15 protein-coding genes are annotated in these 21,019 nt (G+C 71.9%); 6 read left to right on the top strand and 9 right to left on the bottom strand.

Annotated features, from left to right (window positions below):
* Positions 1-29: 29 nt before the first annotated feature.
* On the bottom strand, positions 30-1,781 hold the full coding sequence (locus tag ElP_RS02415) for an amidohydrolase (protein ID WP_145266906.1): 1,752 nt from the start codon (positions 1,779-1,781) through the stop codon (positions 30-32).
* Positions 1,782-2,977: 1,196 nt separating this feature from the next.
* Here ElP_RS02415 and ElP_RS02410 point away from each other — a divergent pair.
* The 4 genes from ElP_RS02410 to ElP_RS02395 all read left to right on the top strand — a co-directional run bounded on the left by ElP_RS02410 (position 2,978) and on the right by ElP_RS02395 (position 8,185).
* Complete coding sequence (locus ElP_RS02410; protein WP_231749418.1) at positions 2,978-4,348, top strand: right-handed parallel beta-helix repeat-containing protein; 1,371 nt, start codon at positions 2,978-2,980, stop codon at positions 4,346-4,348.
* A complete protein-coding gene (locus ElP_RS02405) occupies positions 4,345-5,562 on the top strand; it encodes an acyltransferase family protein (protein WP_145266904.1) in 1,218 nt (405 codons plus the stop codon). Before ElP_RS02410 ends, ElP_RS02405 begins: the two co-directional genes overlap by 4 nt.
* Positions 5,563-5,630: 68 nt before the next feature.
* Positions 5,631-6,794, top strand: a complete 1,164-nt coding sequence (locus tag ElP_RS02400; RefSeq protein WP_197446661.1) for a M20 family metallopeptidase — start codon at positions 5,631-5,633, stop codon at positions 6,792-6,794.
* Positions 6,795-6,799: 5 nt separating this feature from the next.
* Positions 6,800-8,185 (top strand): aminotransferase family protein, encoded by a 1,386-nt coding sequence (locus tag ElP_RS02395; RefSeq protein WP_145266901.1) that lies wholly within the window; start codon positions 6,800-6,802, stop codon positions 8,183-8,185.
* Positions 8,186-8,225: 40 nt separating this feature from the next.
* Here the strand turns inward: ElP_RS02395 and ElP_RS40505 are convergent, their stop codons facing one another.
* The 7 genes from ElP_RS40505 to ElP_RS02360 form a co-directional block, all read right to left on the bottom strand.
* Positions 8,226-9,152 (bottom strand): uracil-DNA glycosylase, encoded by a 927-nt coding sequence (locus ElP_RS40505; protein WP_145266899.1) that lies wholly within the window; start codon positions 9,150-9,152, stop codon positions 8,226-8,228.
* A gap of 28 nt (positions 9,153-9,180) precedes the next feature.
* Positions 9,181-10,533 (bottom strand): NAD(P)/FAD-dependent oxidoreductase, encoded by a 1,353-nt coding sequence (locus ElP_RS02385; protein WP_145266897.1) that lies wholly within the window; start codon positions 10,531-10,533, stop codon positions 9,181-9,183.
* 86 nt (positions 10,534-10,619) lie between these two features.
* Positions 10,620-12,026 (bottom strand): HEAT repeat domain-containing protein, encoded by a 1,407-nt coding sequence (locus ElP_RS02380; protein ID WP_145266895.1) that lies wholly within the window; start codon positions 12,024-12,026, stop codon positions 10,620-10,622.
* Positions 12,027-12,492: 466 nt separating this feature from the next.
* Entirely contained in the window at positions 12,493-13,395 is a 903-nt protein-coding gene (locus ElP_RS02375) for an aminotransferase class IV (protein WP_145266893.1), read from the bottom strand.
* A gap of 26 nt (positions 13,396-13,421) precedes the next feature.
* A complete protein-coding gene (locus ElP_RS02370) occupies positions 13,422-14,171 on the bottom strand; it encodes a sulfotransferase-like domain-containing protein (protein WP_231749416.1) in 750 nt (249 codons plus the stop codon).
* 62 nt (positions 14,172-14,233) lie between these two features.
* Entirely contained in the window at positions 14,234-15,214 is a 981-nt protein-coding gene (locus ElP_RS02365; RefSeq protein ID WP_145266891.1) for a Zn-dependent dipeptidase, microsomal dipeptidase, read from the bottom strand.
* Entirely contained in the window at positions 15,211-16,848 is a 1,638-nt protein-coding gene (locus ElP_RS02360) for a hypothetical protein (protein ID WP_145266889.1), read from the bottom strand. Before ElP_RS02360 ends, ElP_RS02365 begins: the two co-directional genes overlap by 4 nt.
* Here ElP_RS02360 and ElP_RS02355 point away from each other — a divergent pair.
* Both ElP_RS02355 and rpmG read left to right on the top strand, forming a co-directional pair.
* The gene (locus ElP_RS02355) at positions 16,847-17,170 is read left to right on the top strand and encodes a 2Fe-2S iron-sulfur cluster-binding protein (protein WP_145266887.1); all 324 of its coding nucleotides are present in this window, start codon (positions 16,847-16,849) and stop codon (positions 17,168-17,170) included. The genes ElP_RS02360 and ElP_RS02355 overlap by 2 nt on opposite strands.
* Before the next feature lie 161 nt (positions 17,171-17,331).
* Entirely contained in the window at positions 17,332-17,511 is a 180-nt protein-coding gene (gene rpmG, locus ElP_RS02350; protein ID WP_145266885.1) for a 50S ribosomal protein L33, read from the top strand.
* A 444-nt stretch (positions 17,512-17,955) separates the two neighbouring features.
* Here the strand turns inward: rpmG and ElP_RS02345 are convergent, their stop codons facing one another.
* Complete coding sequence (locus tag ElP_RS02345) at positions 17,956-20,058, bottom strand: prolyl oligopeptidase family serine peptidase (protein WP_145266883.1); 2,103 nt, start codon at positions 20,056-20,058, stop codon at positions 17,956-17,958.
* Positions 20,059-21,019 lie beyond the last annotated feature (961 nt).

Here is a 21,019-nt window from a genome sequence, read left to right as displayed (position 1 = left end):
GCCCGGCCCCGTCCGACCACGCCGGGAGATCAGTCCGAGGCCTGCTCATAGACCGGCTCGCCGCCCAGGTAGGTCGAGTGTACGGTGATCTCCCGGATCTCGCCCTCCGGGCAGGTCAGGAGGTCCCGGTCCAGGACGACGAAGTCGGCGAGCTTCCCCTCCTCCAGCGAGCCGACCCGGTCCTCCAGGAACAGCAGCTTCGCGTTGTTGATCGTGTAGAACCGGAGGGCCTGCTCCCGGGAGAGGGCCTCCTCGGGGTGGAACCGGCCCTCGTAGCCCCGGGCCTGTCGGGTGATGGCGACCCACATGCCGAGGAACGGGTTGTAGGGGTTGATGGACCGGAACGAGCCGACCTTCTGCATGTGGTCCGAGCCGCCGCCTACCGTCACCCCCGCCTCGAAGATGCTCCTGAGCGGCTGGAACCAGCGGAGCCGGTCATACCCGAACTGGGCGGCCAGCGTCCGGACGTCGAGGTAGAGCCAGGCGGGCTGGATGTCGAGCACCACGCCGAGGCGGGCGGCCTGCTCGATCGCCTCCGCGCTCATGAAGTTCGAGTGGGTGATGCAGGGCCGGGTGGGGGCGATCGGCGTGTCCTCGTTCACGGCCTCGTAGGCGTCGAGCAGGGCGTGGACCGCGCCGTCCCCGACGCTATGCGCCGTGAACTGGAGGCCGGACTCGACCGCCGCCCGGACCATCGGCTCCAGCCGATCCGGCGGGATGAACAGGACCCCCTTGTAGTGGGGGTCGTCGATCGAATAGATGTCGCTCACCCCCCAGGGCTCCCTCATGTACGCGCTGCCGGTGAGCATCCCGCCGTCGAGGAACATCTTGATGCCGACGATCCGGAGCATCGGGCCCGCCCGGAAGAGCGGGTGGTCGGCCACCCCCCGAATCTCCTCCTCGATCGCCCCCAGGTCCCCCGAGGTGCCGACCCCCCGGGAAATCCCGAGGCGGAGGGTCAGCGCGTCGGCGTCCTCCAGCCGCTCGTACTGCGTGATGTCCGTTTCGCTGGCGTTGCGGTCGATGACGGCGGTCAGGCCGACGGAGTTGTAGTCCCGGAAGAGGGCGACGAGCCGGTCGTCCCGCTCCTGCTCCGTGGGGGATTGGCCCGGGTCCTCGACCTTGACGTACCGGGTGAGGTTGCGGAGGATCCCGGTCGGCTCGCCGGTCTCGGGGTCGCGCTCGACCTTGCCGGGCCCCTCCGGCTCGAAGTCCTTGTCGATGCCGCTGAGTTCCAGCGCCAGGGAGTTGAGGGAGGCGTCGGGGCCGGTCGCGAAGAGCACCGGGTTTTGGGGGGCGACCCGGTCCAGTTCCTCCCGGGTCGGGTAGCGCTGCTCCTGGAGCCGGGTGATGAAGACCTGGCGGACGACCACCCAGTTCCCTTCGCCGACCTCCCCGGCGCGTCGAGCGATGTAGTCGAGCACGTCGGCGACCGTCTCCAGGTCGGGGATCGGGTGGTCGAACTCGATCATCGAGGCGCCGGTGGGGTGGGTGTGGGAGTCGATCAGGCCGGGCACGACCGTCTTGCCCCCCAGGTCGACCACCTCCGTCTCGGGCCCCCTCGTCGCCATCACCTCCTCATCCGAGCCGACCCGGATCAGCGTGCCCTCGGAGACGGCCAGGGCCTGGGCGATGGTGAAGTCGCCGTCGACCGTGACCACCTTGCCGTTGTGGACGATCAGGTCGGCCGTCGGCGGGTCCTGGGCCCGGGCGTCGGAGCTGACGGCGACGAGGCCCAGCGCCAGGATCAGGGGCCGGGCGGCGGTGTTCGGCACGATCATGGGGATGCCTCAGCAGGGGACTCGGCGATCGGGGTCAGGCGGCCTGGCGGCCTCGACGGCGAGGCCCATTCTGCCGCCCGACCCAAGCCCCGGCAACGACCTGGCCGAGGGGCCTCCGGATCGAACCAGATCTGGCGTCGGTCGCCGACGGCGGGCCCCCGAGGCCGGCCGGGACGGGGCCGGTGCGCTCGCGGTGCGCCCCGGAATTCGGCGCAACTTGAGAATCGAGCACACATTCCGGGATCCGAAATGGGTTCGGTCCGCGCGAACCCCCCGGGCCGGCCCGCTCCGGTCCGGCCGGGGGTGATCGACCGGGTGCCGGTCGGGTAGGCGAGGCGCGGGGGCGCGGACCTGTCGAGGGCCGGGAGCGGGTCGGTGCGCCAATCGCACGCCCAGGGGATTTTCCGCAACCCAATCACGGGAAAGAGTTTCTTCGAATTGAAATGGGTTCGCTCCGCGCGGCGCACCGGAGATCCGGCGAACCCGGGGGCCGAAGACCGATCGGCCAGGGGATACGAGCCATGCCGGGCAATTCCGGCCACCCGACGCCTCGCCTCGCATCGGCCCGGACGCGGGAGATCCGGGATCGGTGCGCCGATGGGATGCCCCTCGCATCGGCCATAATCGCTTGCAGTTTCGAGCGTTCGGGAATCCGAAATGGGTTCGCTCCGTTTTCGCACACCGGGGGGCCCGGGTGGTCCCGGCGGCGTCCCGGGGCCGGGGCCTCGTGTCGACCTCCTGGCCAGGATCGGGCCGGGACGGAGTCGATCGGGGGCCGCGCGGCGCCGGGAGGGCCGATCGAGGAGGATGCCCGGATCGGAGGGCTACGGCTCGGGGAGTCGTCGGCAGGTCGAGGGACACGGGAGGCCGCTCCGCGCAGCTGGGGACGGCGGGGCCCGGACGAAGGCCCCTCCCTAATACCATCGTGGATCGGACCGATTTCAGTCACATTCGCCGCCGAGAATCCCGTCCCGTGCCAGTCGGGGGGAGGGGGCCATCGTCGAAGGGGTCGAGGGATCGCCGGGCGGGATCGGGCCGGCGGCTTCCTTCGGGGCCTCGGCGGGGGCATACTGGGGCCGAGCGGAGGAGCATCGCCGGCCATCGATCCGGCCGGGGCGTCGGGCCTCGGGCCGGTCGGACACCATGCCGAGCCGAGGCGAGCCGGGACGCCAGTCACGACAGCAACGGAGGTTCCCATGCCGAGGATGTCGCAGGTCGAGCGTCGGGTTCGATTCGGAGCATCGGTGGCGGCGGCCCTGGGGATCGTCCTGCTGGCGACGGCCGCCCGGGCCGGGGACGAGGGGCCGGGGAGGGACGAGCAGCAGTTGCCGTTCGCCATGCACTCGGCGATGACCGACCTGCCGACGATCACCGTGGGGCGGTCGGACGCCGACCTGATCGGCGCCGACAACCGGGCGCTCCAGGCGGCGGTCGATTACGTGGCCGGGCTCGGCGGCGGGGTGGTCCTGATCGGCGAGGGGGAGTACCAGATGCGGGACTCGCTCCACCTCCGATCCAACGTCACGGTGCGGGGGGTGAGGGGGAAGACGATCCTCCGCAAGGCGAAGGCCGCCGAGTCTCCCCTGGCGATGGACGGCGACTTCGGCGAGCAGCAGATCACGGTCACCAATCCGTCGGGGTTCGAGGTCGGCATGGGGGTGGCAGTCTGGGACGACCGCTCGGGGGGCTTCCACACGACGGTCGGCCGGATCACCGGGGGGCGGGGGGACACCTTCGCCATCGACGCCCCGCTGATGGCCGACTGCATGGTCTCCAACGACGCCAGGGCGGCCACCGTCTTCCCGGTCGTCAGCGGCGTGGACATCCGGGGGGCGAGGGTCGAGGACCTCGTCATCGACGGGAATAAGGAGGAGAACCCCTACCTGAACGGCTGCCGGGGGGCCGGGATCTACCTCTATCGCGGGTTCGGCACGGTCATCAGCGGCTGCGAGGTGCGCGACTACCACGGCGACGGGATCAGCTTCCAGCAGTCGAACGACGTGACGGTGGCGGACTGCATCAGCGAGGGGAACACGCACCTGGGGCTCCACCCCGGCAGCGGATCCCAGCGCCCGGTGGTCCGGGGGAACGTGGCGAGGCGGAACGGCACCGACGGCCTGTTCCTCTGCTGGAGGGTCCGGCACGGGTCGTTCGAGGACAACGTGCTGGAGGAGAACGGCCAGTTCGGCATCTCCATCGGCCACAAGGACTCGGACAACCTGCTCAGGGGGAACACGGTGGTCCGGAACGCCTCGAACGGCATCTTCTTCCGGAACGAGGACGAGGCGATGGCGCCCCACCGCAATCGGCTGGAGGCGAACGTGATCGAGGACAACGGCCGGGAGCCGGGGACCGCCGCGATCCGGGTCCGGGGTGAGCCCTCGGGCCTGATCTTCGAGGGGAACGTGATCCGGGATTCCCGGACCGGGGCCGAGCAGACGCAGACCGTCGGCATCCTGGTCGAGCCCGAGGTCGGGCCGATCCGGATCGGCTCGAACGCGATCGAGGCGGGCACGGTGGTGGAGGACCGCCGGGAGGCGGCCCCGGCCGGGGACTCGCGGCGATGACGGCGGGGGCGGGCCAGGAGGCTTCGGCCGATCCTCGGGAGCAGGCGAAGCCCGGCCGACTCGTCTCGCTCGACGCCTTCCGGGGGGCGGTGATGCTCCTGATGGCGTCGAGCGGGCTCGGCCTGGCGGCGGTCGCGGAGCACCACGAGGGTAGCCCGACCTGGCGGTTCATCGGCTCCCAGGTCGAGCACGCCCCCTGGGTGGGATGCACCCTCTGGGACCTGATCCAGCCGGCCTTCATGTTCATGGTGGGCGTGGCCCTGCCGTTCTCGATCGCCAACCGGCAGGGTCGGGGGCAGGGGTTCGGGACGATGCTGGCCCACGCCCTCTGGCGGTCGGCCGCGTTGGTCCTGCTGGCGGTCTTCCTGACCTCGAACTGGAGCGACCGGACGGTCTGGGTCTTCACGAACGTGCTGGCGCAGATCGGCCTGGGATATCCGTTCCTGTTCCTGCTGGCCTTCACCCGGCCGAGGACGCAGTGGGTCGCCGCGTTCGGGATCCTGTTCGGCTACTGGCTGGCCTTCGCCCTGTACCCGATCCCGGGGTCGGGCACCGACTGGGCCTCGCTCGGCATCCCCGAGAACTGGCCGCACCTGACCGGCTTCGCCGCGCACTGGGAGAAGAACGCGAACGCGGCGGCGGCCTTCGATGCCTGGTTCCTGAACCTGTTCCCCCGCGAGGAGCCGTTCCGGTTCAGCGAGGGGGGGTATCAGACGCTCAACTTCGTGCCGTCGCTGGCGACCATGATCTTCGGCATGCAGGCCGGTCGCCTGGTGAGGCGGGACCTGCCGGTGACGGCGAAGCTCGCCCGGCTGACGGCGGCGGGCGTGCTGGGCGTGCTGATCGGGCTATGGATCCAGGCGAGCGGCGTCTGCCCGATCATCAAGCGGATCTGGACCCCCTCGTGGGCGATCTTCAGCGCGGGGCTGGTGACGCTGCTGCTGGCCGGGTTCGTGGCGATCATCGAGTGGCGGGGCTGGAGGCGCTGGGCCTTCCCGATGGTGGTGGCGGGGATGAACCCGATCGCCCTCTACTGCATGTGGCAGGTCTCGGGGGGGTACGTGCGGAGCAGCCTGGAGCGGCACCTCGGGCAGGACGTCTTCGAGTCGTTCGGCGAGAAGTATGAGCCGGCGATGGAGCGGGCCTCGACGTTGCTCGTCTTCTGGCTCGTCCTGCTCTGGATGTACCACCGGAAGATCTTCCTCCGCATCTGATCGATCTGGGGCAGGACGAGCACGGGGGGTGGCCGATGGGCACGTCGGGGGTCGGGGAAATCGAGGGGATGTCGGCGCGGATCGCGACGCGCGTCGATCGGCGTCGGATGCTGGCGATCGCCCGGCGGCTGATCTCGGTGCACAGCCCCACCGGCGAGGCCGGGGGGGCCGCCGAGGCACTGTCGGGGCTGCTCGAAGCGGAGGGGTTCGCCGTGGATCGGCCCGAGGCCGACCACCCGAAGTCCCCCGCGGTGGTGGCCCGGCTCGACTCGGGCACGCCGGGGAGGACACTCCAGTTCGACGGGCACCTGGACACCGTCCACCTGCCGTTCGTCCCCTTCGGGAAGGACGAAGCGCAGATCACCGGCAGCGGCTCGTGCGACATGAAGGGGGGCCTGGCGGCGGCGGTCGAGGGGATGCTGGCGGCCCGGGATGCGGGCATGCCGGAGGCGGGTTCGATCCTGCTGACCGCCCACGACCTGCACGAGGCCCCCTGGGGCTTCGGGGCGCAGTTCGACCGCTTGCTGGTAGACGGCGTGGTCGGCGACGCGGTCCTCATCCCCGAGCCGCTCTGCGACCGCCTGCCGGTCTCGGGCCGGGGCCAGGCCTGCTGGAAGGTGACGATCCGCCGGGAGGGGCCGCCGATCCACGAGGTGATGCGGCCGCAAGGGGACCCGAAGGTGATCGCCGTGGGGGCCGAGCTGATCCGCCGGCTCGGCGAGCTGGACTCCAGGCTGTCCGGGGAGGTCAACCCAGTCGCCGGCAGGTCGAGCGTCTTCGTCGGCCAGGTCCATGCGGGGGAGATCTACAACCAGGACCCGCCGATCTTCTGGATGGAAGGCACCCGACGCTGGATCCCGGGCCAGGACCGCCGGGAGGTCGAGGCCGGATTCCGGGCGGTCCTCGACGCCCTGGCCGCCGAGACGGGGACGACCATCGAGGCCGACTACCAGCTCGTCCGCGATGCGTTCGCCCTGGACGTGGCTTCCCCGTTGGTGGCCGACTTCCAGCGGGCGTATACGGCGCTTTCCGGCGCCCCGCTGTCGACCGGCCCGAAGCCGTTCGTGGACGACGGCAACAGCGTCTGGGCGCTGGCGGGGGTCCCCTGCGTCACCCACGGGCCGAGGGCGGGGGGCCAGCACACGGTCGGGGAGTGGGCCTCGATCGACGACCTCGCCCGGGTCGCCCACCTCTACGCCCTGACCGCCGCCCTGTACTGCCCCCGAGGATGAGCCCGATGGCGACCGCACCGACGACCGTCCCCGACCTGATCACCGAGGCCCAGGCGGTGGAGGAGCGTTTCCTCCGGCAGATCTTCGTCCGGGATCAGATGGCCGAGTGGTCGAAGCACCCGCTGGTGATGGCCCGGGCCGACGGCGTCTCGTACTGGGACGTGCACGGGAAACACTACCTGGATGCGTTGTCGGGCATCTATGTCGCCTCGGTCGGCCACAACAACCGGAGGGTGATCGAGGCGATCAAGGAGCAGCTCGACCGGCTCACCTTCTCGCCGGCGATGCACGGGACCAACCCGATCGCGGTGCAGCTGGCGAACCTGCTGGCCGAGATCACGCCGGGGGACCTCGGCGCCGTCAAGTTCCAGTGCGGCGGGGCGGAGGTGACCGAGGCGGCGATCAAGCTGGCGAGGCAGTACCACAAGCTCAACGGATCGCCCGGGAAGTACAAGGTCATTAGCCGATACCAGTCGTGGCACGGGTCGACCCTGGGGGCGTTGTCGGCCTCGGGGTTGAAGTCCCGGAAGACGGTGAACGAGCCGATGGCGCCGGGGTTCCTGCACGTCTTCCCGCCGACCTGCTACCGGTGCCCGTTCGGCCAGCAGTACCCGGGCTGCGGGCTCACCTGCGCCTCGATCGTGGACCGGGTCGTCGAGATGGAGGACCCGGAGACGGTGGCGGCGATCATCGTCGAGCCGATCGGCCACACCGGCGGGGTGATCGACCCGCCCGACGAGTACCTGCCGATGCTCCGGGAGATCTGCGACCGCCACGACATCCTGCTGATCTTCGACGAGATCATCACCGGGTTCGGCCGGACCGGGCACCTGTTCGCGGCCGAGACGTTCGGCGTGGTGCCGGACGTGCTCTGCGTGGCGAAGGGGATGAGCGGCGGGTATGCCCCCATCTCGGCGATGATCTGCCGGAGGCCGATCGCCGACGCCTTCTGGGGGCCGGTCGAGTCGAACCCGGGATTCGTGGAGGGGCATACGTTCGAGGGGAACCCGATCTCATGCGCGGCCGGGATCGCCGTGATCCGGGAGATCCTGGAACGGGACCTCTGCGGCAACGCGAGGGCCCAGGGGGCGAGGCTCCGGGCGGGGTTCGAGGCGATGGCCGCCTGCCACGGCGTGATCGGCGACATCCGGGGCAAGGGGCTGTTCCAGGCGATCGAGTTCGTCCGGGATCCGGCCACCAGGGAGCCGATGCCGGACGGGTTCGGGGTGAAGGTCGGGCGGAGGGCGCTGGAGCACGGCCTACTCTGCCGGTTCGACCCGAACTGGATCGCCTTCGGCCCGCCTTTGGTGACGACCGGAGAGCAAATCGACGAAATGCTGGCGATCCTCGACCGGAGCCTCGGCGAGGTGCTCGCCGAGGCAGTCGGTTGAGGGAGGGGAGGGGGGGCGAGCCGATCTCCGTCCCCCGGCCTCAGCCCCCGTCCCGCTTCGGGACGGGGATGCCCATCGCCTTCATGAGCATCTGGAGATCGCTCCACGTCTCGCGCTTCGCGGCCGGGTTGCGGAGCAGGTAGGCGGGGTGCCAGGTGGCGATCGTGGGGATGCCCTTGTAGCGCTGCCACTTGCCCCGCAGGCGTCCCATGGGCATCGAGGTGTTCAGCATGGTCTGGGCGGCGGGCTTGCCGAGCAGGCAGAGGAACTCGGGCCGGACGACGGCGATCTGGCGTTCGAGGTAGCCGATGCAGTTGCGGACCTCGTCCGGCTCGGGGTCCCGGTTGCCGGGCGGGCGGCACTTGATGATGTTAGCGATGAAGACGTCTTCGCGCCTCAGGCCCATGCCCTTGGCGATCATGTCGTTGAGCAGCTGGCCCGCCTTGCCGACGAACGGGCGCCCGGTCTCGTCCTCGGTCTGGCCGGGCCCCTCGCCGACGAACATCAGGCGGGCCGTCGGGCTGCCCTCGCCGGTGACGGTGTTCGTGCGATTCTCGGCCAGGACGGCGCACCGGACGCAGGCGGCGACCTCGTCGGCGATGACCCGGAGCGCCTCGGCCCGCTCCCCGGGGGGGAGGACCGGGTCGGGGATGCCGACCTCGTCGAACAGCGAGCCGGCGACCGCCGGGGCCGGGCCCGGGGCGGGCGATGGCCTCGAGGGGCGTCGGGGAGGTGCGGGGGGGGGGCTCGCCTCCACCGGGGCGGGCTCCGGGTCCGCGACCCGTCGCTCCGGGACCGGGGCCGTTCGGGGGGACGGCCGGGCCGTCGGGGGGGGAGGGGGGGCCGAGTCCGCTCGGGCCTGGAAGTCGGGCAGGGGGCCGATCGGCAGGCGATCGACGCCGGCCCGGGAGAGCCCTTCGAGGCGCTGACGGACCTGGCGGATCAGGCGTCGGGGGTCGTCGTCCATGAGGGGGGGATCCCGGGGGAGGGGAGGCTCAACGCTCGGGGGCGCTCGCGGAGTGGTCCGGCTCCGAGGCGATCGCCCCGGCGGCCGCGGCCCGGGAGCGGGTCAGGCCGTGCCAGGTGGTGGTGATCAGCCGGGCGCCCCGGTCGTAGGTGAAGTAGGAATAGGCCCACTGGATCATCACCAGCAGCCGGTTGCGGAACCCGACCAGGAAGAAGATGTGGACGAACAGCCAGAGGAGCCAGGCGACGAGCCCCGAGAACTTCAGGCCGGGCAGGTCGGCCACGGCGGAGGCCCGGCCGATCGTGGCGAGCAGGCCCTTGTTGACGTAATGGAATGGCTCGTTGGGCTTGCCCCGGATCTGCCTCAGGATGTTCCGGGCGGCGCTCCGGCCGGCCTGCATCGCCGCGGGGGCGACGCCGGGCACGGGCTCGCCGCCCTCGGAGGCGGCCATCAGGTCGCCGACCACGAAGACCTCGGGGTGCCCGGGGATCGTCAGGTCGGGCTCGACCTCCACCCTCCCGGCTTTGTCGAGCGGGGCCCCCAGGGTCCTCGCCAGCGGGGAGGCGGCCACCCCGGCGGCCCAGAGGACCGTCCGCGCCTCGATCCGGTCGTCGCCGACGTCCACGCCGGAGTCGTCGATGTTGGTCGCCAGGCTGTTCAATCGGACCTCGACGCCGAGCCGCTCCAGTTGCCGCTTGGCCGACTCGGAGAGGTCGTCCGGATAGGACAGCAGGACCCGGGGGCCGCCTTCGAGCAGGATCACGCGGGCGTGGGCCGGGTCGATCCGGCGGAAGTCCCGGGCGAGGGTCTTGCGGGCGACCTCCGAGAGCGTCCCCGCCAGCTCGACCCCCGTCGGCCCGGCGCCGACGATCACGAAGCTCAGGAAGGCCCGACGGCGGGCCTCGTCGGGCTCCCGCTCGGCGATCTCGAAGGCCGAGAGCACGCGGCGGCGGATCTCCAGCGCGTCCTCGATGCTCTTGAGCCCCGGCGCGTACCGCTCCCACTCGTCGTGGCCGAAGTAGGAGTGGCCGGCGCCGGTGGCGACGATCAGGAAGTCATACGGGACCTCGCCGCCGTCGAGCACGACCACCCGGCGCCCGACGTCGATCGACCGGGCCTCACCCATCAGCACCCGGATATTCTTCGACCGCCGGACGATCCGCCGGATCGGCGAGGCGATATCGGCCGGGTTCAGGGCCGCGGTGGCGACCTGGTAGAGCAGGGGCTGGAAGAGGTGGTGGTTCGTGCGGTCGAGGACCGTGACGTCCGCGTCCCGGCGACCCAGCACCTTCATGGCCGCCAGGCCCGCGAACCCGGCCCCGATGATCACGACCCGAGGACGGGCCCCCGTCGCCGCGTTCTCTGCCGATGGAGTCTGCATGCCCCCAGTGTACGCCCGGGCCGCCCGCCGGTTAAGGACCGGGACCGCGAATGCCCCCCGTCCGGTCGACGCGCGACGGAGACCGATCAGGGCTGGGGCACGAGGCGGTCGGGCCGGTCCTCGGGGACGGGGAGGCGGAACTCGTTGCGGAGCCAGCGGTTCCAGACGTCGACCTCGAAGCCGTAGTTCTTCCCGGTCAGGCGCTCCAGCGCCGCCAGCACCTCGACATTCCGGTGGGCGTAGGTCCGGACGACCTGCCGGGGGACCGGCGGGGCCTGCTGGGTGACGCCCCCCCCGCCGCCGAAGGCGAACCCGTTGGCCTGGGCGGCGTACTGGTAGATCGGCACGGCCTGGACGCCGAAGGCGATCGCCCCCGGGGCGACGGCCGGGCCGGTCAGGACGGGGATCGACGGCCCGCCGCCGAACCCGAACGCGGGGCCGGTCTGGCCGAAGCCGGCCGAGATGCCCATGCCGCCCCCGGCCGGCGGGCTGGGGACGAGCACCGTCTCGACCCGCTTCTGCGGGGTCACCAGCACCGGGATCAGCCTCGGCACGGCCTCGATCGCGTTCAGGCCCGCCAGCGCCGAGGCCGCCCGGCCGACCTCCTCCGGGTCGTCCTGCTTCAGGGTCCGGATGAGCCGGGGGACGACGTCGGGGTCCTGCGACCGGGCCAGTTCGTTGAGCGTGGCCAGCCGCACCTGGGCGTCGTCCTCCTTGACCACCCGGTGGACCAGGCCGGCGGCGGCCATCGGGTCGTCGATCACGCCGAGGATCTGGGCGAGCATCAGCCGCAGTTCGGGCCCCTCCCGGCCCAGGCGGTTGACCAGGGGGACGACCGCCTCGGGGTCCCGGATGGCGCCGAGCTGCGCGGCGGCCTCGTCCCGATCGGCGGGCTCCCCCCCCGCGAACTTGGTGACGAGGATGTCGAGGCGACGCCCCCAGGCCTCCTGGGATTCGGTGAGCCGGGCACGCTCGTCCAGGTCGTCCTTCTGCTCGGGGGTGATCCAGCGGCCCTCGTGCTGGATGAGGCCTTGCAGCTCCCTCCGCTCGTCGTAGGTCATCCATCGGCCGTCGAAGAAGACCCGTCCGAGCTTCTTCTGGGCCTCCTCGTGGCCCTCGTCCGACTGGGCGGCCAGCTCGAACTGGGCCAGGGCGGGTCCGGTCAGGCCCTGGTCCTCGCACCAGAGGCCGAGGGCGTGGTGCGCCTCGGCGGTCGGCTCGACCTCCGCGCGTCGCCGGAGATATTCGTCGAGCGGGCCGTCCTGGGAGACGACCTGGACGATCTGGTCGCGTCGGAAGCGGTAGGGCCTGGGGTTGGTCGGGGTGTAGACCTCGACCTGATCGGGCATGCCCTCGACCGGCACGACCTCGCCGCTGAGCCGGCCCCCGCCCCGGATCGTCAGCTCGTCGGCCCGGGCGCCGTCGGGCGCCCAGGCGAGCGCCGCCACGCCGACCACCCAGGCGATGCCCCCGCTCGTCCGGTCGCTCGGCATCTCGCACCCCTTCGCTCGATCGTTGCCCGTCATTCGAGAAGACCGGGGCTGCTCCCCCTCGCGTCCCCGAATTCTAGGCGCCCCCGCCCGTGCTCGGCAACGATTGACTTCGACGTGTGAAGCGACACAACATTTGGAAACCTGGGAAGATGCGAAGACGATCGCGGCAGGGTGGGCTGCGCCGGGAGGTCACGCCGCATTTTCCTGTTCGGTGGCGTCCCTGGGGTAGGGGGGTTCGTCACCCGGGACCTCAACCTTCCCTCGCCACGGACACGAGAAAATCGCCTCCCTCCGGGATCACATCGGGCCTGATCCGGCCATGATTCGCGTCGATCGGGAGGCCCCTCCGACCGGCTCTCGGCCGGCGACTTGGGGAACTACCCATGCCGCGAGCGGGGAGGGGGCCGGGTTGAGTGGGCTTCGATTCTCCGCAGGGCCTCGCGAGTCCGCGGAGCCCCACACCCGGTCAATCGACGACGCGCACGCCTTCCCGCGCCGTCAGCTCCCGGAACGACTCGCTCAGGCGCCTGGTCATCGGCCCGGCCGCCCCCGGGCCGATCGCCCGGCCGTCGACGGCCACCACTGGGGCCAGTTCTCCCATCGTCCCGGTGCAGAACAGTTCGTCGGCCCGGTAGACGTCGGTCAGCGACAGGTCCCCCACCTCGTGCGGGATGCCGAGCGACCGGCAGAGGCCGAGCACCGTCTCCCGGGTGATCCCCTCGGGGCAGGCGTGGGTCTGCCCGGTCCGCACCACGCCCCCGGAGACGAGGAAGACGTGGGTGGCGTTCGTCTCGGCCACGAACCCCCGGGGGTCGAGCATCAGCGCGTCGTCGGCCCCGGCGGCGGTGGCCTGGATCTTGGCGAGGATGGAGTTGAGCAGGTTGCAGTGGTGGATCTTCGGATCCAGCACGTCGGGCCCCGGCCGCCGCATCGTGCTGGTGGCCAGGGTGATCCCCCCGGTGTCGTAGACCGGCGCCTTGAATTCGGCCAGCACGATCAGCGTCGGCCCCTTCGTGTTCAGGCGGGGGTCCATGCCCGAGGTGTACTTCACCCCCCGGGTCAGGGTGAGGCGGACGTGGACCCCGTCCCGCATCCCGTTCGCCTCCAGCGTGCGGCGGATCTCCGCCGTGATCGCCTCGTGGGGCGGGATCTCGGGGAAGGCCAGCGCCAGCGCCGAGCCCCGGAGCCGGTCCAGGTGCTCCGTCAGCTTGAAGATCCGGCCCTCGTAGAGCCGGAGCCCCTCCCAGACGGCGTCCCCCCCCTGGACCGCCGAGTCGAACGGGCTGATCCCCGCCTCGTCCCGGTGGGAGAGCGTGCCGTTGATGTTGATGACCAGGTCTCGGTTCCGCTCGTCATACGATTGGAGCATCGTCGATCCGTGGGGTTGGGCCCGGGTCAGGGTCGGATCCGGTGTTCATGCAAGAGCCGATAAAATTCGTCCCCCCGCTCCAGCACGCCCCGGAGCCGCGGGGGCACCTCGTCCGGCTTGGGCCGGTAGGGCTGGAAGCCGGTCGACTGCTCGACGCCGTCATACCAGTGCTTCGCCCAGATGCCGTCCGTCTCCCTCGGCCCCGGGGGCCAGGAGAGCATCGCCTCGTCGAACGGCACGCCGAGCACGTCGCAGAGCTTCGACAATACGCCCTTCGGGTCGTCCAGCACGTCCCTGGCGTCGACGACCGGCGGGATCGTCCCCGTCCGCTCCCGGACCCGCTCGAAGATCTCCGCCTGCTGGGGCAGGCCCGTGTCCTCGATCCTCGGTTCCTTGAGCACCCTGGCGAGCGACGTGAGCATCTCCCGGGGTTCTCGGATCAGGAAGACGTTGGTGACCCCGTCCAGCCAGCCCCGGTCGATCGTCGGCAGCAGGTGGTGGGCCATGTGCTTCTGGTAGAAGATCGCTCGGCCCCCCGGCACGGGGCCGAGCAGCCAGTCGACCACCGCCCGCCAGTCGTCCTCGTGGTGCTCGATCACCTCGGCGGCGCCGGGGTGGTCCAGCCCCGTCTCCCGGAGGTAGTGGGCGTAGAGCGGCTCATCGCAGACCGACGTGTCGGCCCGATTCCCCCACGACCGCATCATCGCGGTCGAGATGTTCCTCGGCCCGGACCACATGGCGATCCGCATCGGGTTCCCCGTCGTCGGCGTGGGCATGGTCGCTCCCGGGTCGAATCGGAACACGTCTTGGAGTGATTGCGCCTGCGGCCGAGGCCCGGTCAGCGTCCCGAGACCGCCCGCCCGATCCCCGCCCTCGCGGCCCCGGACGCGAGCCCCCCGGCCGTCACGGCGTCGAACCGCCCGGCGAGCCATTCGAGCAGCTCCCCGGCCGTCCCGAGGCCCGCGATCGGCTCCTCCACGCCGAGGTACCCCGTCCCGATCGCCACCCCGTCCAGGCCGCCTCGCGCCGAGATCGCCTCGATCGCCCGGCCGAGGGCCTCCGCGTCCGGGTGGAACGCCCGGCCGATCCCCAGCCCGACGACGCCGCCGAGGGAGCGGAGCCGGTCGAAGTCCCCGGGCCGGAGCCCGGCGATCGTCCCCCCGGCCGAGCCGCCGAGCGAGACGATCGGGACGAGTGGTGCCCCCGTCGATTCGATCCACGCGAGGGCCTCGCCCGACGCCCGGGGCGGCAGCCCGGCCAGGTCGACCATCGGCGACGACGCGCCCGCTAGGTTCGCGACGGCGAGCGACGCCAGCGCACCGATGGCCGATCGTTCCTCGTCCCGGAGGGGCCGGTCGTCCTCCGCCGAGGGCGGGCGCTCCACCCGGCCCTCCAGGCGGAAGGCCCGGACGCCCCGGTCGAGGAGCCCGCCGAGTCGGGGCCGATCCTCCTCGGTCCGGAGCAGCCCGGTGACGCCCCTTAGCCCGGCGACGGCCCAGGTCAGGCCGCCCTCCGGCTCGGCGTCGAGGCGACCGAAATCCTCGGGCCCGGCCAGCAGCCGGCCGGAGAACTCGGCCTCGACCCTCGCCATCCGGTCGCCCGCCGTTCCCCAGGGGTTGGCGCGATCGCCCGCCTCGGGCCCGAACCAGACCACCGCGATCTCGGTCGCCGAGAGATACCCCTCGACCTGCCCGAGCCGATCCCGGATCCCGGGACGTGCCTCGCCCTCGAAGACGGTCGACTCCCCGGCGTACTGGTCCAGCCACTCGACGGCCAGGTCGACCAGCCGCGACGATCCCCCTCCCGATCCCGCGCTCACGGCCGCACCCCCGCCGCGATCGGCGACTCGCCCGCCGGCGTCGGCACGGCCGGGATCCGCCCCAGGAAGCGGCGGACGGAGTCGTCCAGGCCATCCCACCGGACGAGGTCTCGGGTCGTCCCGCCCCCGGACCAGCCGAGCCAGACGACGGCGGGGCCCTCGGCCAGCGTCTCCCGGAGCGGGCCGCCGGCCTCGCCGAGCCGGGGGAACCGCCCCGGCCAGGCGGCCCCCACCCGGGAGGGGGCCGCCCCCACCCAGGCCTCCCGGAGCATCGGCCCGGCCGATCGAGGCGGGTCGTCCCAGGCCGAGAGGCTCGACGCCAGGGCATCTCGCCCCCATCCCACCAGCACCGAGGCGCCCCGCCTCGCCGTCTCCAGCCGGATCGGGATTAACCCGCCCCGCTCCCCGACCATCCGGGACGCCACGCGATCGGCGATCCGGGCCGCGGCCCACTCCCCCGTCGCGTGCAGGGCGACCAGCCCGCCGTCCGGATCGCCCCGCTCGTCGACCGAGATCCAGAGCGTCACCCCCGACAGGAGCGGCCAGAGGTCGGCCTCCAGGGAGGCCCCCCGGGCCAGCGCCAGCAGGGCGAGCCGCTGCCGGAGCGGCGCCACCCCCGAGCGGCCGGGGTCGGCGCGTTCGATCCGGTCCGCGACGCCCAGCACCTCCCCCCAGGCGTCCGCACCCGGCCCGATCGCCATCGAGACCACCGCCGCCGCCCGGTCGATCGGCACCGGGTCGAGCCACCGGGGGTCGATCGCCCCCCAGGCCGCCGCCCGGGCGTCGGCGTCCCCCTCCGGCCGGGGCCGCCGCAAGACGACCTCCAGCGCCCCCTCCCCGAGCGCCGCCCGGCCGCGGACGCCGCCATAGCCGAGCCCGATCAAGGCTTCGCCCGCCCGACGGGCCGCGATCGACCCCGAGTCGGCCAGGACGCCCGGGTCGACCCGGATGACCCAGCCCGGTTCGGCATCCTCCCCGTCCATCTCCCGGCCGACCGGCCCCCGCCCGATCGCCGAGACCAGCGCCTCCCGGTCGGAGGCGACGACCGTCGGCACGCCCGGGGCCCCCGAGGCGATCAGGGGAGCACCCGGCGGCCCGAGCCGATCGACCCGCACCGGCCCCTCGGCCGGCAGGGTCTCGCCGTCGGTCAGGGCCAGGGCGGTCGCCAACGCGGCGATCGAGCCGTCGTCCTCGGGCACCACCACCGCCCATCGGGCGCCCCCCGCGGGGGGGAAGTCCAGCAGGACGCGGGCGCCGTCGAGCGTCTCCAGTTCCCGGGCCATCAGCGGGTTGAACGCCGCGATCAGCGCCTCCAGCGGCTTGCCGAGCGACCTCAACTCCCCCGCCGGCGCCGACCGCTTCCAGTCCACCAGCGCCGCCGCCGGGTGCGGCCAGGGGGTCCCCTCGAAGAGCGAGAGCACGGCCCGGCATTGCTCGTCGGGCCGGACCGCCACCACCTCGACCGCCGGCCCGGGCTCCCCGGCGGCCGCGGGGAAGGCGATCGCCAGCGACGCCAGCAGCCCCGCGATGCCCCGCCGCCCGGCTTGCCCGCGCCGAGCCCTCGCCGTTAGTCTGGGGGCCGATCCGGCCCCGACGCCCGGGGCCGTCGTCCGATCACCGAAGGAGCGTTTCATGCCAACCGTGACCGTCGAGGGTGTCGGGGCGTTCGAGATCGAGTCCGGCAAGAAGTTGGTGCTGGGCATCGAGGACGCCGGCGTCGACATCCTCCACCGATGCGGCGGCCAGGCCAAGTGCACGACCTGCCGCGTCGAGGTCCTGGAGGGGGACGCCCCCCCGATGGGGGAACTGGAGCAGCAGCGCCTCTCCCAGGAGGCCGACCTGCCGCCCAACACCCGGCTCTCCTGCCAGATGAGGGTCGACGGCGACCTGGCCGTCCGCGTCCTGGCCCGGGCCTCGACCACCGGCAAGGATCCCGGCACCCGCCCGGCGGACTGACCGACTCGCCGATGGGCCGGCTGACTGACGTTGCGGTCCCCGACGACCGTCCATTACAATCGCCCCCTTGGCGACCCGATCCCCCGATCGCTCGCCCTTCCCTGTTCGTCCCCTAGCCTTGAGGAGAGGACCGCCCGGCCCGGCCGGCGGGAGAAGGACCCATGGCGAAGAAATCGGCCGGTCGAGAGCACGTCTGGCTCCAGTGCTCCGAGACCGGCGACCTGAACTACCGCGTCTCGGTCAACACCAAGGGCGGCATCCCCGAGGGGCTCCAGGGCGGCCTGAAGAAGTACAGCCCCCGCCTCCGCCGCCACACGCTCCACAAGATCAAGCGGAAGTGACCCGCCCGGGGGCCCGGAGAGCCCGCCCCCCGCCCTCGGTCGACCCGCCGACCTCCCCGATCCGCTGCGAGGCGTCGGCCCCATCCGTGTTCCGGGTGGGACCGACGCCTCGCTCGCGTCCCGGGGCCGGTGCGCGTCCGGACCCCGATCGGTCCGTTCAGTGGCTCTGATTGCACTTCTTGCATCGGCCCATCGCGCGGCGCACCTGGCCGCCGCACCGCTTGCAGCGGATGTACTTGGCCTGTCGCTTCGACTTCTTCCGGGGTCGCAGGGCCATCGTCCGTCTCCTCCGATCCTCCCGGGAGACTCCCCCCGGGACGCCTGGTGAATGGTGCGGGCCATCGAGCGAGGCCCGCTCGGCCGTCCATCATAGTCGATCGCCGCCGCCCGGCGGAAGCCGAGCGGGCGGCGACCCGTCGAGGCCGAGCCCCGCTCGGGCCCGGCTCACTCGCCCTCGGGCATCGGGAACCCGATCGCCTCGACCACGAAGGCCATCTCGTCGGCGGCCTCCTCGATGATCTTCGCCGTCGGCTTGCCCGCGCCGTGGCCGGCCCTCGTCTCGATCCGGATCAGGATCGGTTCGTCGCAGCCCTGGGCCTCCTGCATCGCCGCGGCGAACTTGAAGCTGTGGGCCGGGTAGACCCGGTCGTCGTGGTCGGCGGTCACGATCAGGGTCGGCGGGTAGCAGGTCCCCGCTTCCAGTCGGTGATAGGGCGAGTAGGCGTAGAGCGCCTCGAACTCCCCGGGGACCTCGGACGAGCCGTAGTCGTCGGTCCAGGCCCAGCCGATCGTGAAGGTGTGGAACCGGAGCATGTCCAGCACCCCCACGCCCGGCAGGCACGCGCCGAAGAGGTCCGGGCGCTGGGTCATGCAGGCCCCGACGAGCAGGCCGCCGTTGGAGCGGCCCTGGATCGCCAGCTTCGGCGTCGAGGTCTTCCCCTCGCCGATCAGGTACTCGGCCGCGGCGATGAAGTCGTCGAAGACGTTCTGCTTCTGCTGCTTGGTGCCGGCCTTGTGCCAGGCCTCGCCGTACTCGCCGCCGCCCCGGAGGTTCGGCACGGCGTAGACGCCCCCCAGCTCCATCCAGACCAGCCGGCTGACGCTGAAGCTCGGCGTCAGCGGGATGTTGAACCCGCCGTAGCCGTAGAGCAGGGTCGGCGTCTCGGGGCCGAACTCGGTCCCCTTCTTGTACGAGAGGAACATGGGGACCTTGGTCCCGTCCTTGCTCTCGTAGAAGACCTGCTCGGTCGCGTAGTCGTCGGGGTCGAAGCCGACCTCGGGCCGCTTGTAGACGCTGCTCGCGCCGCTGGCGAGGTCGTAGCGGTAGATCGTCGTCGGCCGGGTGAAGGAGGAGAAGGCGTAGAAGGTCTCGGTCGAATCCCGGTCGCCGTCGAAGCCCGAGGCGGTGCCGATCTCGGGGAACTCCACCTCGCGCTCGAAGGTCCCCTCCAGGTCGAACACCTTCACCTGCGACTTCGCGTCCTTCAGGTACTGGGCGAAGAGCTTGTCCCCGATCCGGTTGACGCCGAGCAGCGTCTCCTCGGCCTCGGGGATGATCGTCTCCCAGTGCTCCGGCCCGGGGTCGTTCACGTCGACGGCGATCACCTTGCCGAGCGGCGCGTCCTTGTCCGTCCGGAAGAACAGCCGGGGGCCGTCGTTGTCGATGAAGGTGTAATCGGCGTCGAAGTCGCCGACCAGGTGCGTCGGCTCGGCCCCCTCGTCGGCCAGCGGGCGAGAGAGGACGCGGTACTTGTCGTCCGTCCCCTTGCCGATCGTGAACAGCAGGTACGCGCCGTCGTCGGTCACGGTGGCGTCGGCCCGCCAGTCCTTGTGCTCGGGGTCCTCCCAGACGAGCCGGTCCTGCTCCTGGGGGGTGCCGAGTTCGTGGTAATAGAGCTTGGCGAAGTAGTTGGCCGCCTTCAGGTCGTCACCCTCCTTCGGCTCGGGGAACCGGCCGTAGAAGAAGCCGTCGCCGTTGGGGGTCCACTCGGCGCCGGAGAACTTGCTCCAGCGGACGACGTCGTCCAGGTCCTCACCCGACTCCACGTCCCGGACCTTCCAGACCATCCAGTCCGAGCCGGCGTCGGAGACGGCGTAGGCCAGCCTCGACCCCTCCTTGTTCGGCGAGAGCCCGGCCAGGGCCACGGTGCCGTCCTCGCTCAGGGTGTTCGGGTCGATCAGGACCCGGGCGTCGCCGCCGAGCGACTCGGTCGTGTAGTAGACGTTCTGGTTCTGCAGCCCGCTGTTATAGGAGTAGAAGTAGCGGCCGCCTTCCTCGAAGGGGACGCCGAATTTCTCGTAATCCCAGAGCTGGGTGAGCCGGTCCTGGATGCGTTTGCGGGCCGGGTTGCCCTCGATGTACGACTCGAACAGCTCGACCTGGGCCTCGACCCACGCCCTCGTCTCGGCCGAGTCGATGTCCTCCATCCAGCGGTAGGGGTCGGCGACGGCGGTGCTGTGATAGTCGTCGACCACGTCCCCCCGGCGGGCCTCCGGGTACTCGATCGGGTCGCGGGGCTCGTCGGCGGGCGAGGGACCGGACGTCATGGCGAGCAGTGCTCCGGCGATCGCGAGGGTTCGGGTTCGGGGGCGTCTTCGGGGCGGTCGGGATCCAATCATGGCGGGCCGCTGCCTCCTGGTGTGCCGGATCGGCCGATCGATCGGGGCGGACGATCGACCCTCCGATCGCGTCCGATCGTGTCCGACTGACCGAGCCAGTGTACGGCGGCCGCGGCCCCCTCGCCAAGCGTCGCCGGCCCGCCGGGCCGGGCGGCCGGGGCTCGTCCGCCAGCGGCCCTCGCGCCCCCCAGCCCTCCGATCGGCGACGAGCCCTCCCCTCGTCGACCGCCCCCCGAATTTCGAGTGACTGCCGGAGCCAGATCCCTCGATCTTAATGACGTGGTCCATCGCCCGAGGAGCAGCGTCCCGAGTCCATCGTCCCGACCCCTCCGAAGTCTGCACCCATGCCGCCTCGCCTCGCGCCCCCATCCCGTCGACTGCCTCGTTTCGCCCCGGATCGGCGAGTTGCCGGGCACCGTCCCCCCTCGCCGGGATCCCCGACGGGACCTGCCGGCGCGATTTCGGAGCGAACCCATTTCGCGGGCGCAACTCCAATCCGAGAAAAGGATTCTGGATTTCGTCGTCGGCGCACCGCCCGCCCCCCGGGCCCGACCCGGTCCCTGCTCGACCCCCGACCCTGCGGCCGCCCCGGGGACTCGGGGCGACCCCATCCCGAGCCGACCGCCGGGGACGCGAAGGTCTCGACGGAGCGAACCCATTTCGATCGTGGAAATCACGACCAGAAAACAGGTTCCGCGATTCGGTCTCTGCGCACCGCCCGCCCGCCGGGCCCGATCGGCCCCCCATCCTCACCGCCTCGTTCCGGATCCTCCGGGCGACGGGCGGAGACGCCTCCCGGGAGGGTGCGACGGAACGGCTCGGGATCGGCGGAGCGAACCCATTTCGTCCTCGAATTCCCAGTCGGAAGAAGGAGTTGGGGAATCCGGGA

The sequence above is a fragment of the Tautonia plasticadhaerens genome (genome assembly GCF_007752535.1).
Lineage (GTDB): Bacteria > Planctomycetota > Planctomycetia > Isosphaerales > Isosphaeraceae > Tautonia > Tautonia plasticadhaerens.
This window is presented reverse-complemented; position numbering and strand designations above follow the sequence as displayed.

Bases quoted from the DNA above. Each gene is read 5' to 3' on its own strand.
- ElP_RS02415 (WP_145266906.1), bottom strand. From the start codon at position 1,781: ATGATCGTGCCGAACACCGCCGCCCGGCCCCTGATCCTGGCGCTGGGC.
- ElP_RS02410 (WP_231749418.1), top strand. From the start codon at position 2,978: ATGCCGAGGATGTCGCAGGTCGAGCGTCGGGTTCGATTCGGAGCATCG.
- ElP_RS02405 (WP_145266904.1), top strand. From the start codon at position 4,345: ATGACGGCGGGGGCGGGCCAGGAGGCTTCGGCCGATCCTCGGGAGCAG.
- ElP_RS02400 (WP_197446661.1), top strand. From the start codon at position 5,631: ATGTCGGCGCGGATCGCGACGCGCGTCGATCGGCGTCGGATGCTGGCG.
- ElP_RS02395 (WP_145266901.1), top strand. From the start codon at position 6,800: ATGGCGACCGCACCGACGACCGTCCCCGACCTGATCACCGAGGCCCAG.
- ElP_RS40505 (WP_145266899.1), bottom strand. From the start codon at position 9,152: ATGGACGACGACCCCCGACGCCTGATCCGCCAGGTCCGTCAGCGCCTC.
- ElP_RS02385 (WP_145266897.1), bottom strand. From the start codon at position 10,533: ATGCAGACTCCATCGGCAGAGAACGCGGCGACGGGGGCCCGTCCTCGG.
- ElP_RS02380 (WP_145266895.1), bottom strand. From the start codon at position 12,026: ATGCCGAGCGACCGGACGAGCGGGGGCATCGCCTGGGTGGTCGGCGTG.
- ElP_RS02375 (WP_145266893.1), bottom strand. From the start codon at position 13,395: ATGCTCCAATCGTATGACGAGCGGAACCGAGACCTGGTCATCAACATC.
- ElP_RS02370 (WP_231749416.1), bottom strand. From the start codon at position 14,171: ATGCCCACGCCGACGACGGGGAACCCGATGCGGATCGCCATGTGGTCC.
- ElP_RS02355 (WP_145266887.1), top strand. From the start codon at position 16,847: ATGCCAACCGTGACCGTCGAGGGTGTCGGGGCGTTCGAGATCGAGTCC.
- ElP_RS02360 (WP_145266889.1), bottom strand. From the start codon at position 16,848: ATGAAACGCTCCTTCGGTGATCGGACGACGGCCCCGGGCGTCGGGGCC.
- rpmG (WP_145266885.1), top strand. From the start codon at position 17,332: ATGGCGAAGAAATCGGCCGGTCGAGAGCACGTCTGGCTCCAGTGCTCC.
- ElP_RS02345 (WP_145266883.1), bottom strand. From the start codon at position 20,058: ATGACGTCCGGTCCCTCGCCCGCCGACGAGCCCCGCGACCCGATCGAG.